The sequence below is a fragment of the Adhaeribacter arboris genome, from assembly GCF_003023845.1.
In the GTDB taxonomy this organism is placed as follows: Bacteria; Bacteroidota; Bacteroidia; order Cytophagales; family Hymenobacteraceae; genus Adhaeribacter; species Adhaeribacter arboris.
In genome coordinates this window covers 315773-330378 of the sequence record NZ_PYFT01000001.1, presented here as the reverse complement: position 1 = coordinate 330378, position 14606 = coordinate 315773, and the positions used below count along the sequence as shown (strand labels likewise).

Genomic DNA, 14606 nt, shown 5'->3' with positions numbered 1-14606 from the left:
ATCTAAAAATTGCAGGCTTGCGCTAAGCCGCTATTATCAAGTGCTTTACGCCTAACAGAGGAACCTTGAAAAAACTAAAAACTTTACTGGACAAACATTAGGACACAAAAAAGCGGAAGTTGTTATTTACAGCTTCCGCTTTAAAAAATTTACAATTTTTTAGACTTGCCAGGCCAGCATGCCTCCGAGTAAATTCCGTACTTTTTCAAAACCTTGCTGTTGCAAATAAGCTTTGGCGTTGCCGGAACGAGCCCCGGAACGGCAATGCAAAATTATTTCTTCGTCTTTGTGTTCTTCCAGTTCCTCTAAATGCTGCGGTAGGCTGCCCAGCGGAATATTTAAAGCACCAATATTAAATTCTTCGTATTCGTGCGGCTCCCGTACATCCACAATAAAAGGCTTTTCGCCGGCAGCTAGGCGCTTCTTTAATTCATCAGTGGTAATATCTTCCATGTTTTTAATGGTTTAAGCTGATTTTTTTAATAATTATTCCTTTTTTGGTTTGGCAATGTATAAAATATAAACCATTCGCTAAAGCCGACAGGTTTACTTGAACTCCTGCTTGGTTTTTTCTCTCCCCTTTTACAATTAATTTACCGGTGGCATCGGTTACTTGCCAATTCGTAACCGGGCCTTGTAAAGTAATTAGACCGGTACTAGGATTAGGAAATGCCTTCACCTGTGTTTGATCCGGTAAAATATCTTTAGAACCCGTCACTTTATCCATTATTGGGCGAAGCAGTAGTGCGCCGCGTTCATCTTTAAATTCTTTCCACTGATTACCATTATTATATTTGATTTTTCCGGCGGCGCTTTCGTTTAAATCAAACCCAAAATTTACAAAATCTACCACCGATGGACTCAGACTCCAACCGATAAAGAAGCTACCCTCCACCGGAACCGATGCCGGAAATAATATATCAAAAAATTGGTTCAGCGACTCTACGGCTGGAATAATAAATCCTTGCTGGGCTTTGGCGGTAGTAGCCGGGTTGCCATCCACGGCATCCCACACCCGGAAGTTAATTAAGTTTTTGGGTACGTTGGTTTTGGTTAAATACACCCGAATGCCTTTTACCCGGTCGGGTACGTTGGTTTCGAAGGCGTAAGCACCTTGACGCTGGCCGGTTTTATCTAAGCTAAAATTACTTTCGGCGGTACCATCGTCGTAGGCGTAATAATCTTTAAATTCTGTTACTCGGTAGATGGTATCGTTCTGGCGGGTGCGGGCAAATGTTTCGCGGGAATTTAAAAATATAGCACTCTTCACAATAAAATCGTTGCCCAGAGCAAAAGTAGACCCAACTATAGGTTTTCCGGTAATTAAGTATTGCTCAGCTAAAGGTTCAATGGCCGCATTACCTCGCAGGAAGGTATCGGCCGGTTGAGCCGTACTAACCACTCTCGTATATCCCCGCCAAGTAATGGGAGCAAACCGGTTATTCAGGTTATTAATAGCGGTGAAAGTTGAATCGTTTAATTCAGTAGTTGGGTTCGCCAAAAATTGCCAGGCGGGCATGGCGGTATAGCGGTTCAATAAAGAGTTCAGGCGTTGGCTAATGGTTACATCTTCCTGTAATCTTTTAGCGGGATTAATTTTTTTATTCAGATAAATGTAATCCAGGTTCCAGGCATCGCCGGTGCCTTTTAACACGCCCGAATTACGAAAACGAAACTGAAAACCGGAATATAAATAAAATGGATCTTGAATTGGAATATCTTCGCGCTGAAAATTAGTTGCTTGGTTTTGCCCTTGCTGGCGCCAAACTTCCCGCCAAACGCCGTTAATATCTTTAAATTCTAACGCTAAAAATACCGGCCGGGTAGCAGAATACGTATCCGGGGAACCAGCCAGGCCACCCGCCTGCCAGTAAAAACTCAGGTACACCGAATCTATAGCCGGGTTATAATTTTGTAAATTCAGCGGTTTAGATGTAAGCGTATCGGAATAGCCGTAAGAAGTAAGCGCATTATATGGCAAACCATTGCCGCGGATTCCTTCTAAAGTTACTACTCCCGCCGAGGGGGGCTTATGCTGAACTCATTATTCACCAAAGCCCCGCCCCCACTTTGCCAATAAAGCAAATTTACCGGACCAGTAGGTTGATTCGCGAAATCATCAAAAAAAGGCAATTCTAAAGTATCGCCTTCAGCGCTTAATCGAGCCGTCTGGTACCGGCGGTTAGCAGAAAACACAGGATACGATTCGAGCGGGGTAACAATTTGCGCGTAACCGGCAAGGAGGCTAAAATAAAAAAACAATCCGGCAAGGAAACGTTTCATCATATCGGTATCTGGTGCTGCCTAATATAATCTTTTCAACCGTTTAGATAACGGCAAAGGCAATAGTAATATGTCACTAATTTACGATGTATCCTTCCGAACGTTCACTTGTAGCAGTTTTCTGGTCCGTACTTACAACTTCTTATTCCACTGCTTTTACGGGTTCCGGTCCGGCTACCCACAAGTCAACTAACTCCCCTACCCGGATCATGGCCCCGGCGCCGGCGTTTGGTCTTTGCCGCAAAACAGTACCATCCGCTTCGCCGTTCGGAGCCACCTGGTACGTAATGCTACCCACTTGTAAGTTCTGCCCAACCAATAAAACCGTTGCTTCATCAATGGGCATGCCTATAACCCGGGGAACTTCAAATTCATCGTTCCCAATACCATTGCCAACTACCAAATCTATTACCGAGCCTTTCGCAATCGGAGCGCCGGGAGCAATTTCTTTACCTTGGTATAATTGTTTTAAAACGGCATTTTCTTGTAAATCCGGCACAAAACGTACCTCTCCAACCTGTAAATCGTAGCTTTTTAGAATCAGTTGCGCATTTTTCACCGACCCGTCCAAAAGCTTAGGCATTTTTATTTTGGGTGGCGTTTTCATGTTGTAGGAGATATAAATTTTCCGGTCTTCCTTCACTTTTGAACCCGGCAAAGGATCTTGGGTTAATATCTCAAATGGCTTTTTGCTGGTACTGTAACTCGAATCGCTCACAAAGTAGCGGAGGTTATTATTATCCAGAAAACTTTCTACTTCCGCCAGGCTCATGCCCGTAATTTTGGGAACCGTAATGGTTTGGCCGTGATTAGTAGTGGATGGCAGGTACACGAAAAAGAAAATAAATAACATTAAAGCAATAATCATTACAATCAGGATCAGGTGCTTTATAATGTCAACGGGCGAATTCGCTTTAAAAAAATTACTCATGCAAAAATCAGTTTTCGTTTATTTGCTGGGAATAAACAATAAATATTGGTTGGTTTTTAATTGTTCGTCTTTTAATTGCTGAGCTTCTAAAATTCAGCATATGCCTACTTGTTACTTTAAACAGAATGTGTTCAAGTACTTAAAACGAAATAGTTAAGATCGATAGTGTGAATTATCTACATTAGCTGAAACGAATAAAAGTAAATTACTCAAGCCGCCCTTACTTTTTTCTGGGTACGTTCCATGCCAAAAGTTAAAATCCGATCGATAAAATCATAAGGTTTGTAGCCATTAATAGCCGTTTGGTGGAAAATACAGGTGGCCGGCGTCATACCGGGTAAAGAATTTACCTCAATTATAATGGTTTCTACCTCATTTTTTTCCTTAATGCGCACAAAGGCATCAATCCGGGCGTAACCTTCAATATTTAAAACTTCCGCTACTTTCTTTAAATCGGCTTTTACCTTATCCGAAATTTTCTGCCGCAGTTTAGGTTCTGGGGCATACCGGGCCGGGGTTATGTTTTGACCTTCGCCGGCTAAAAACTTTTCTTCTAAAGATAAAACTTCACCCTCCGCCAGCGCTTCCGACGCTTCAAACACTTCGTATTCTACCTGGCCATTGGGTAAATACCGGGTAAGCAAACCACCCGTTACTTCTAAAAAGTGCGAACCATCTTCTTTCGAAATCAAATTTTCGACTAAAAAGGCTTCTTTCTGCGGAAATTCTTCTTTAAAACCTAAAGCGAGCACCGTAGCCGGGCCTTGGGTTAAGTCTTCGGTTTCCCGGAAAATAAGCTCCGAAAAAGCCGCTAGTTCGCGTTGGTTTTTAATTTTCTTCACCGCCGAAGAACAGCCATCGTCGGCTGGTTTAGCGATAAAAGGATAGCTAAAAGCGCTTTCAATATTCTGAAAAAATGCTTCTTTATTCGTTTGCCAATCCTGCTTGTAAGCCATTAAGTGGTCGGCTACTTTAATACCGTGCTGCCGCAGAATTTCGTTGGTTTCGTATTTATTAATGGTAATCCGCGACGAATCAATACCGGAGCCATTGTACGGAATCCCGTATTTTTCCAGTTCGGTTTGCAAAGCGCCATCTTCGCCGGGGCGACCATGCAAGGCAATAAATACCGCATCGACCAAATCTTTCAATTGCTCATAAGTAACAAGCTGCGGTTCGCGTAACATTTTACCCGTGTATTTTTCGGTAATTGGGCTGGCCTCCTGCCGGATTTGTTCTAATACCGGGTGTTGCAAATGACCTTCTTCCGCGTGCGCAATCTTTTCTTTTATGTCGTCGGCGTTGTCCTTCAACATAATATTTACCGGAATCACATACAAACGGTGTTCCTCCGCTGAACCAGTCAGGAAAATAGGAATGGGCTGGTATTTTACCGTAGAGGCGAGTTTTTCGTATATATTCCTGCCGCTTTCTACGGAAATATGCCGCTCCGAAGAATAACCGCCCATAATTACCCCTACTCTGATTTTTTTCTGGTTAGCGGTTTTTTTATTTTGAATAGATGCATCTAACGCGTGCAATTGTTTTCGTAAATGAACGGTATCTTTTCCTGATTTCAGGCGCTCTACGAGCGAGGTCCGGATAATGTACGTTAGGAACTGCGACGGATTTAAGCCAATTTCGGCCGCCTGGTGGAAGAAGAACGACGAAGGCAACATACCCGAAGTAGTATTGGGGTCGTTCAGGAATACCTGACCCTCGGCGGTAATAAAACCATCGAGGCGGGCGTACACGTTAAAACCTACGGCGCTGAACAAACGGCTACACTCCTGCCGGATATGCTGAATTTGTTCATTGGGCAAATTTATGGGAGTAATTTTACGGCTCAAACCGGGCAGGTATTTGCTGCGGTAATCAAAAACTTCGCCGCCTTTAATAATTTCGGTGGGCGGCAGAGCCAGCGGGTTACCGTTCGGATCCTGAATAACGATGCACGAGAATTCTTTACCCTGAATGAAAGACTCCAGCAACACGTACGGTTCGCTTTCCACGTTGGTAAGCGTAACTTCCTCGCGGGCATTCTCCTCAAAAACGCCTTCTAAAATCTCCAGCAATTGTTCCGGATGATGAATAATCACCCCATTATCGGTTCGAACCGGTAAACCAATCCCCTCGCGGATGTCAGTGAGTTGCTTTACGAAATTTAATTTTGCTTCCGGTGAAAATCCTTGCCAGGAGTTTTTGTAAATGGTTTTGGCGAAGAAACTGCGGGCCAAGGCTTCTTCAAACGCCCTGAAATCAGTGGTTTTAATAATCGAAACCCCAATAGAAGATCCTTGGTGCGGCGCTTTTATAACTAAGGGTAAACCTAAGTCGCGGGTAAGCTGCTCAAAAATAATTGGCCGTTGGCTGGTATCTGCCCATTCTTCGGCTCGCACAATGCGGTAGCGCGGCACCGGAAACCCATGGCTATTCATGTAATCTTTCTGCAAAATTTTATCGATGCCAATAGCCGAAGGTAAAATTCCGGAACCAGAATATGGCATCCGGTACCACTCCAATAAACCTTGAATACTGCCATCTTCGCCGTAAGGACCGTGTAAAGCCAGGAAAGCGAAATCGAAATATTCTTTAAACTGGTGCGGTAATATGCGTTTACCTACTTTATTGATTATACCTTCCTGCTCTTCGGTACTTAACTCACCCAAAGATTCCAGATAAATCTGGAGTTGGTGCAAAGAATGGGGTAAAACCTCTACGGGCGGGTAAAAATCGCGAATAGTGCCTTTATAAATATAATGCCAGTCGAGCAAAATGAAATTACCCAGGCTATCCACAAAAACCGGTACTGCCTCAAACAGCGATTTATCTAAATTATCGTAAACGGTACGACCGCCCGCAAAGGAAATTTCCCGTTCGCGCGAAGGTCCGCCAAAAATTATCCCTATTTTCATCGGTGCAAAGATATTCTAAAAATGTGGAAAATAGTATCACGGATTTACGCAGATTACCCGGATTACGCGGATTCCATTTTTGTCAAAATTCCGGAATTATCTTGTATTTTTGTCTGAATCATGATGAAAGGATGACTAGGCTAACTGTGAGAACCATGAATCGTATAATTCGAAGATTACAGGAGTATAATAGTAGCATATTATTGTGCCTTGCAACGGTAAATTATCCTGCTTAAGTTAAAGTTAGCAAACGAAAAAAAGGACGTAATAAAGGGAAAAGCCAATCAAGCGTTTATTAGAAAGCTCCCTGTTTGAGAGAGGAAGATTTGAAGCGGCTATTTTTCCATACTGATTAGTTCCTTTTAGTACCATTAATAAATAATCTGCGAAATCCGTATAATCCGCGACTCAGACAGTTTCCTTCCGCTATTCTTTTGTAATACCCAAAAAAACATAACTTTGCCCGGCTAATAAGTTACAGGTTTCAGATTACAGGTTGCAAGTTGATTAAAAATTTGGAAGGTCGAAAAATGGGAAGTTTGCGCGTTTCTGAATAATAGCAAGGTATCTTTTCAACCATTCAACCATCTGACAGTATAACCATTCAACTATTCAACCATAAACCAACTCAACCATATAACTAACCATGGTCTGTGGACGATGGACTATCGACTAATTAAAAAAACAACTATGAAAACAGTAGACGATTATAATTTTGTCGGCAAACGGGCTTTAGTGCGGGTAGATTTTAACGTACCCCTCAACGAGCAATTTCAAATTACCGACGACACCCGTATCCGCGCGGCCGTACCCACTATTCAGAAAATTTTAAAAGATGGCGGCTCGGCCATTTTAATGTCGCATTTGGGCCGGCCGAAAGGAGGACCTACGGATAAATATTCCTTGCGCCACATTGTAGGGGCTTTGTCGCAGGCATTTAGTACCGAAGTAAAATTTGCTTCGGATTGTATTGGCGCTGAAGCTACTGAACTAGCCCAAAACTTACAACCCGGCGAAATTTTATTGCTCGAAAACTTACGTTTTTACCCCGAAGAAGAAAAAGGTGATGCTGCCTTCGCCGAAAAATTAAGTAAACTCGGCGACGTGTACGTAAACGATGCTTTTGGTACGGCGCACCGGGCGCATGCTTCTACAGCGGTTATTGCTCAATATTTCCCGGCGGATGCGAAAATGACCGGCTACGTGATGCAAGCCGAAATTGAAAACGCCAAACGGGTGTTGGAAAATCCGGAACGACCGTTTACGGCTATTATGGGAGGCGCTAAAATATCCGACAAAATATTAATTATTGAGCAGCTGCTGGATAAGGTGGATAACTTGATAATTGGCGGGGGGATGAGTTATACTTTTGCCAAAGCCCAAGGTGGTTCTGTCGGAGATTCTTTGCTGGAAGCCGATAAGCTGGATTTGGTACTGAGCCTGATGGATAAAGCCAAAGAAAAAGGCGTAAAATTGTACCTACCCTCCGATAGTGTTATTGCCGATAAATTTGCGAATGACGCTACCTCCGAAGTGGTAAGCAGCGGCTCCATTCCGGACAAATGGATGGGCCTGGACATAGGACCGGAAACCCGCGCCAGTTTCAGCGAAGTAGTCCGGAATTCGCGTACTATACTCTGGAACGGCCCGATGGGCGTTTTTGAAATGCCGAACTTTGCCGTGGGCACCAGTACCATTGCCGAAGCCGTAGTAGCCGCTACGCGCAACGGGGCCTTCTCCCTCATTGGCGGCGGCGATTCAGCGGCAGCGATTAATCAAGCCGGCTATGGCAACGATGTATCGTACGTTTCTACCGGTGGTGGCGCCCTGCTTGAATACATGGAAGGCAAAACCCTGCCCGGCGTAGCCGCTTTAGAAGCTTAAATTTTTAAATTTATTTGCTTTAAAACACCCCGGTTGATAACAGCCGGGGTGTTTTGGCTTTTAGGCCCTTGTTCAAGTTTAAGATTTAATTGATGAACTATAATTATCAAAGGCGAGACAAAAATTATTTTACTTTTTTGAAATAACTGATTACGTATATACCGCTATATTGGCAGGATATACCTAATAATGACGTTTATCCGCTAGTTGTGGTGCATAAATAATTATGAACAAAGGGAATTTTTATAAGGTGCTCGTTCTTACATTGACTTGTTCCCTACTCGGACAATGTAATTCCTTTAATAACTTTAATAAATGCGAAGAAAAGGTAGCTGAATGGAGAAATGAAGCGCCTAAAATCCTAAAAGAATTTCAGGATGTTGAGGAAGAAATTACACAGAATAAGACGGCGCTCAAGATAGCAAGTCTTGATGAACAGGACCTTTTCATAAGGACGGACTTTCCTGAAAAATATGAAAGAGAAAAATCAATAAAACTTCCTAAATTGAAAAAATGGTTTTCTTCAAAAGACTGGGGATTTATTTCATATAAAGGAGAAACAAAGCAAATCCATTATCGGACTTGTAATTATAGACAGGTAAGTTATCACGGACAACTATACTTCTCCAAATCTAGAATCAGACCATCTTTCACAAAGAATCTGGTTACAGAAATCACCGACAGTTTGGATTTGGGAAATGATTGGTACTACATTCAAACAAAATGTGACGGGTGTGGGAATTAAAAAATTACGACACCACAACAATGTGCATAAGCCGTGCTACGGCCGACGGCCCTGCCCGTCTCATGCACTAGCCGTTAGGTGTTAAAAAATTATGAAGAAAGCTTTAGAAACTACATTTATTGTCTTGCTCTTCTTCTTTGCATTAGTTGGAGTAGCGGCCTCCGTTTTTGCCATCAGAGAATTTTACTTTGAAAGCAAGTACAGCGAACTATATATAAAAAACTGCCAAAAAGTTAAAGTGGGAATACCACTTGAAGAAGCCAAGGTTATTATGGGTGGAATGAACTACAATGAAAATGAAAAGTCGTATAACTACTGGACTTCTTTTGAAAAAGGAAAACCAAAGAAATATTCAATAGATTATCCAACGAGTAGTTCTTCTTACCATACGGTGATATACTATGACCCAGAAACTGGCTTGGTAACAGAAGTAGAATGTTCTGGTTTTTAAAGAATTCAATTACTAGTAATAAAGAAACTGAATGATTTAAAAATTCAACACTTAACAAAGTACATGAGCAAAGCCCCAGCTACGCCTCTCTCACCTCATGTACGAGCACCGTTAACCAAGCTTTAAAACATTAAAAAATGGAAAAACTTTTATTACTACTTGCTTTTTGTAGTTTAATTTCTTGCAAGCCGCAGTTAACCAATAAAAGAACGCAGTTTTTCCCGAAAGCAGAATTAAAGGTAAAGGACTTGCCGGAAAAAGAAAATACCTGGGTTTTTATTTTGGCGGGACAATCCAATATGGCCGGCCGCGGACAAGTAGAACCCGCGGATACTATTCCGCATGAAAGAATTTTTACCATTAATCAAAAAGGCGAAGTAATCATGGCCAAAGAACCCCTCCACTTTTACGAACCCAATAACACGGGTTTAGGCAGCGGGCTTTCCTTCGCAAAAACATTAATTAAACAAGTACCGGAAAGTGTTTCTATTTTACTCATTCCTACTGCGGTTGGGGGTAGTTCTATTAGCCAATGGCTCGGGGACTCGACGCACCGTCAGGTGAAACTCTTGACAAACTTTAAAGAAAAAGCGGCTATCGGAAAAAGCTTAGGGCAAGTAAAAGCCATTCTGTGGCACCAAGGCGAAAGCGATGCTCACCCTGAAGATATACCGCTTTATAAAACCAGGTTAATTAATCTTTTAAGTCAATTCAGAGAAATTCTGGGAGATAAAAATTTACCTATTGTTTTGGGAGAGCTGGGTACTTTTTCTAAAGACACAGCAGAATGGGAGCAAATAAACGAACAAATCCAACAGTATTCTTCTTCTGATCCTTACTCATCGGTGGTACGCACCTCCGACTTAAACCATAAAGGTGATAATATCCATTTTGATTCTAAAGGCCAAAGATTGATGGGCCAAAGGTACGCCCAAGCTTATATTCAACTTCAAAAAAAATTAACTAACAAACCCGGTTTATCGCATTAAACAATCAAATAATAGTTTTTGTAGTTTAATCGCCAATAAATTTACATACTGAGATAGTACTCAAACTAAAGGCCATTTTAGATAAAGAAGAGAAGCTTAACTTCATACGGACGGGGTGTATAGCTTTGCTACTATTTTAACGGTTAAAAATAACTTTCAAACTCCCTCTATAATTATAGCTTTTGAAATGGCAGTTTCGGATTTACGGACCAAGAAAATTTAAGTCAAAATAAAACTGAAACTGAAAAACAAAGAATTATGGCGGCACTGGCAAAAAGTGATTACTCGCCTGAAAGAGAGGTAAGTAATTACATGAAACTAGATGACATTAAAAAATCAGTATTTAAAGAAAAGTAATCGATCTTAGAATGAAGATATCTTGACCTGAAAATAAAGAAGCCAGCAGGGATGCTGGCTTTCTTTATTTTAACTGATTTATTTTTTAAGAATGGTGTGGCCCAATTTATCGCGCTTGGTAGTTAAGTAACGTTGGTTGTATGGGTTAGGGGTAATTTCAATAGGAACATTTTCTACTACTTCCAATCCGTACCCAATTAAGCCCGTCCGTTTTTTGGGATTATTGGAAATAAGCCGCATTTTGGTAACGCCTAAATCGCGTAAAATTTGCGCTCCCACGCCGTAATCCCGTTCATCCATTTCAAAACCTAGTTCCAAGTTAGCTTCTACGGTGTCGCGGCCTTGCTCCTGCAGTTTGTAAGCGCGTAGTTTATTTAACAAACCAATTCCCCGGCCTTCCTGGTTCATGTACACAATTACTCCCTGCCCGGCTTCTTCAATCATCTGCATGGCTTTATGCAATTGCGGACCACAATCGCAGCGGCAAGAACCAAAAATATCACCGGTAACGCACGAAGAATGGACCCGCACCAGAATAGGTTCATCCTCGGACCAAGTACCTTTTACCAATGCCAGGTGCTTAGCCCCGTTGCTGCGCTGCGTAAAAGCATACAAATCAAACTTCCCGTAATCGGTGGGTAATTCGACGGCAATTTCCCGGGTAATTAAGCTCTCCTGCTTTAAACGGTATTTAATTAAATCCTTAATCGAGATTAGTTTTAAATTAAAGCGGGCGGCTACTTTTTCCAGATCGGGTAAACGGGCCATGGAACCGTCTTCGTTCATGATTTCGACCAATACGCCCGCCGGCTCAAAACCAGCTAGGCGCGCTAAGTCTACGGCTGCTTCGGTGTGTCCGGCCCGCCGGATGACCCCTTCTTTCTTGGCGCGCAACGGAAAAATGTGCCCAGGTTTTCCTAAAGATTCCGGATCGGTTTTAGGGTCCACAAGCGCCAGAATAGTTTTGGCTCGGTCGCTGGCCGAAATACCGGTAGTGCAACCGTGCCCGATTAAATCAACGGATACGGTAAAAGGAGTAGCGTGCAGCGCCGTGTTGCGGCCCACCATTAGTTCCAGACCTAATGCTTCGCAGCGTTCTTCCGTGAGCGGAACGCAAATCAAGCCGCGGCCGTGGGTGGCCATAAAATTTACAATTTCAGGCGTTACGGTCCGGGCCGCGCAGATAAAATCACCTTCGTTCTCGCGGTCTTCATCGTCTACCACAATCACGATTTTACCTGCTTTTATATCTTCAATGGCTTCATCAATGGTATTAAACATCATGTAAGTACTAGTTTTAATTCGGAAAATCTCCGAATACTAAAACAAAGTTACTCAAGAATGTTCTACGTTTTCGTATTCAGGGTCAAATACTTGTTCTAATTGCGCTACGGCTTTACTCCAACTGTAATTTTCGTGCACAAAATTCAGGGCTCGCTGAATTAATTTCTCGTTTAGATCCCGGTTAGTGAGCAAAGTATGGATATGCTGGGCAAATTCTACGGGTGTATTTGCCACCAGTAAATGGCAATTATTGGCCGCTCCTACCCCATTATTCACCAATTGGGTAGTTACGCAGGGAACCTTCATGGCCATGGCTTCTAATACTTTATTCTGCACCCCGGTACCAATAAAAAGGGGAGCAACAAAAACATGAGAACTCGCATAGGCTTCCCGAATATCGGGTAACCAGCCACTTACCGTAACATTCGGAGATTCCAGCGACAAGACCTGGTAACTCGGGTTAGCCCCAGCCAGTAATACTTTTATCTCCGGAAATTGTTTTTTTACTAATGGCAATACTTTCTTCACCAGGTAAACGGCCGCTTCAATATTGGGGGCATAATTCATGTTACCAGTAAATACCAGGTCGTATTTTTTAGGTAAATCCAGCGGGTGAAAATAACTCGTCTGGATACCATTCGGCACAATGGCAATATCTTTATGGCGGGGGTGCGCAATAAAATCCCGGTCCTGGCGCGAGATAATGGTTTTATAGCGAAAATCAGAGAAGATAGCGGCTTCGTATTTTTTTAAACGGGCAGCTTCCAGGCGAAATACGGGTTTTAAATGAAAAGGAGCAATCTCGGCCCGGCGCAGCATTCCTTTAGAAAAAGCATCCATGTAATCGAGCGTTTTCGGAATATGTTTTACGTGCCGCACGTACTCCGCCATCCGGATTAACTGGCAATAAATATGATCAGGCTGATGTTGGGCAATAAGGGCATTAATTTGAAGCTGGGCCTTGGCATGGTAAAAATAATTTACTTGAATAGGCTTTTTGTTCCAGAAAGAGCCCGCCAGATTGCGAATAATGCTGGATTTTTGCAGCGAATAAAAATATACCTGCTTACAGTACTTTTGTAATTCCTCGGTTGCTTCTTCTAAGGGGTCCGTTTCTTCGGCTAAGGCAAATAAAATTATTTCGTGTTTTTCCGCTAGTCTCTGCAATTGATAAAAGGCCCGCAGTTTATCTCCTTTGTCGAGGAGGTAAGGTACGCGCGATAACAACATCAGTATCTTCATTAATTAGGGTTCTACTTGTTTGAGGTAATACTTATTTTTAATTACCACCCATATTTTAACCGTTAACGCGCAACTTTTCAGCTAGTTACGTTTAAGTTTTAAATAAAAAGGGTAATAAATAGATTCTCGTAACTAAAAAACGATAGAGATAATTCCTTACAGTAACGTTACACTTGTACAACCTTCGCTAATATATAGCTATTTTTTTAATATTAAATAGATATAATAGTACTATATAGAGTTAAGTATTTTTTTATGACCAATCGGTTATCGTATTCCCGTTGAATAAACGATGCTGCTTTTGTCGCTATTTCATCTACCGGTAATTTGCCCTTACAGTAGTTACGCAGTATCTCTATCCAGTCTTCCCGGGTTTCGCCAATTAAAATATTTTCGCCGGGAGTAATGGAAATACCTTCGGCCCCGACCGGGGTAGTGAGGATGCATTTACCTAAAGCCATACCTTCTATAATCTTAATGCGCATACCTCCGCCCGAAAGTAAGGGCACTACCATTAATTCGTACTGCTGCATAAAGGCGGCCGCATCCGGTACAAAACCATGCACTGTTACTCTTGGCACTTGTAAATTAATTAATTCTTCGGGCGGCGACGAACCGGCAATGTGCCATTCTAAATCCGGGTCTTCCTGGCTTATTACTGGCCAGACATTTTCTAAAAACCAGTTTATTCCTTCCTGGTTCGGCATCCAGTTAAGAGAACCAAGCATAAACAAGCTTTTAGGCTTAGGCAGAATAACTTCGTTGCGAATAAACCGGTTCATTTCTACTCCGGCCGGAATAATTTCTATCCGGGTTTGGTTGCCCAATTCCCGGATGCGCTCTTCATCCTGAGGAGTAATGGCGGCAATAGCGTCGAACTGTTGAAAATAAACCTGCTCAAATTTCCGAACTTGGTTAGCGGTATAACGGAGATATATTTTTTTGAGAAGATTTTTTTCGTGCTGGGCTAATCGTTGCCAGATGGTATACTCCACGTTGTGCGCCCGCAAAATTATCGGAACTCTAGAATATTGCCGGATGGTGGGCACGTACCAAGCCATTTGACTGCCTTCCACTTGAATGATATCAAAACTTTCGTTGCGCAGCAGTTCTATTAGTTTCGTAGTATAATCCGGAGAGATAAACCGTTCAAAAATATACGGAATGGAAGTAAATAAATTAAAAAAGGCCTTGGTAACCGAAATATTAGTATCTACAAAAACGGTAATTAATCGGGCCCGGTCCTGCAGCACGTGGTCGGGTTGAAAATGTTTGGGAGTGTTTATTGCCAGTACGGTTACCTCGCAGCCGGCAGCGGTTAAGTTGCTAATTATATCATAAATCCCAATGGCGCCGCCATCATGAGGCGGGAAAGGCACCCGGTTACAAAGATGAAGGGTTTTCAAAAAGCTGAATTTTGAATTAAAAAATTTAAAGATGAAAGTTACATTTATCTGGCTACTAATAACCCTTCCGCCCTAAAGGGCACCTTCCCTAAAAACAGGGAAGGAGAGGCGGCTATTTC

At 42.3% G+C, this 14606-nt stretch carries 12 protein-coding genes; 4 read left to right on the top strand and 8 right to left on the bottom strand.

Annotated features, from left to right (window positions below):
* Nucleotides 1-159: 159 nt before the first annotated feature.
* The 5 genes from AHMF7605_RS01390 to AHMF7605_RS01370 all read right to left on the bottom strand — a co-directional run bounded on the left by AHMF7605_RS01390 (nt 160) and on the right by AHMF7605_RS01370 (nt 6129).
* Nucleotides 160-453, bottom strand: a complete 294-nt coding sequence (locus AHMF7605_RS01390; protein ID WP_106925729.1) for a rhodanese-like domain-containing protein — start codon at nt 451-453, stop codon at nt 160-162.
* A 4-nt stretch (nt 454-457) separates the two neighbouring features.
* Nucleotides 458-1981 (bottom strand): T9SS type A sorting domain-containing protein, encoded by a 1524-nt coding sequence (locus tag AHMF7605_RS01385; RefSeq protein ID WP_106925727.1) that lies wholly within the window; start codon nt 1979-1981, stop codon nt 458-460.
* 29 nt (nt 1982-2010) lie between these two features.
* On the bottom strand, nt 2011-2286 hold the full coding sequence (locus AHMF7605_RS01380) for a hypothetical protein (protein ID WP_146153485.1): 276 nt from the start codon (nt 2284-2286) through the stop codon (nt 2011-2013).
* A gap of 139 nt (nt 2287-2425) precedes the next feature.
* Entirely contained in the window at nt 2426-3214 is a 789-nt protein-coding gene (locus AHMF7605_RS01375) for a PASTA domain-containing protein (RefSeq protein WP_106925724.1), read from the bottom strand.
* 209 nt (nt 3215-3423) lie between these two features.
* A complete protein-coding gene (locus AHMF7605_RS01370; RefSeq protein ID WP_106925722.1) occupies nt 3424-6129 on the bottom strand; it encodes a D-alanine--D-alanine ligase family protein in 2706 nt (901 codons plus the stop codon).
* Nucleotides 6130-6819: 690 nt separating this feature from the next.
* On the opposite strand from AHMF7605_RS01370, the gene AHMF7605_RS01365 reads away from it, so the two are divergent.
* The 4 genes from AHMF7605_RS01365 (at nt 6820) to AHMF7605_RS01350 (ending at nt 10198) form a co-directional block, all read left to right on the top strand.
* Entirely contained in the window at nt 6820-8013 is a 1194-nt protein-coding gene (locus AHMF7605_RS01365) for a phosphoglycerate kinase (RefSeq protein ID WP_106925720.1), read from the top strand.
* 226 nt (nt 8014-8239) lie between these two features.
* On the top strand, nt 8240-8758 hold the full coding sequence (locus tag AHMF7605_RS01360) for a hypothetical protein (protein ID WP_106925718.1): 519 nt from the start codon (nt 8240-8242) through the stop codon (nt 8756-8758).
* Nucleotides 8759-8849: 91 nt separating this feature from the next.
* Nucleotides 8850-9209, top strand: a complete 360-nt coding sequence (locus tag AHMF7605_RS01355; RefSeq protein ID WP_106925717.1) for a hypothetical protein — start codon at nt 8850-8852, stop codon at nt 9207-9209.
* 137 nt (nt 9210-9346) lie between these two features.
* Entirely contained in the window at nt 9347-10198 is an 852-nt protein-coding gene (locus tag AHMF7605_RS01350) for a sialate O-acetylesterase (protein ID WP_106925715.1), read from the top strand.
* A gap of 435 nt (nt 10199-10633) precedes the next feature.
* On the opposite strand, the gene AHMF7605_RS01345 is transcribed toward AHMF7605_RS01350, so the two are convergent.
* The 3 genes from AHMF7605_RS01345 to AHMF7605_RS01335 form a co-directional block, all read right to left on the bottom strand.
* Nucleotides 10634-11839 carry a bifunctional 3,4-dihydroxy-2-butanone-4-phosphate synthase/GTP cyclohydrolase II gene (locus AHMF7605_RS01345; protein WP_394336180.1) on the bottom strand — a complete coding sequence of 402 codons (1206 nt, stop codon included), beginning with the start codon at nt 11837-11839 and terminating at the stop codon, nt 10634-10636.
* Between the two features lie 51 nt (nt 11840-11890).
* On the bottom strand, nt 11891-13081 hold the full coding sequence (locus AHMF7605_RS01340) for a glycosyltransferase (RefSeq protein WP_106925711.1): 1191 nt from the start codon (nt 13079-13081) through the stop codon (nt 11891-11893).
* A gap of 212 nt (nt 13082-13293) precedes the next feature.
* Complete coding sequence (locus AHMF7605_RS01335) at nt 13294-14487, bottom strand: glycosyltransferase family 4 protein (RefSeq protein ID WP_106925709.1); 1194 nt, start codon at nt 14485-14487, stop codon at nt 13294-13296.
* Between the last annotated feature and the right edge of the window lie 119 nt (nt 14488-14606).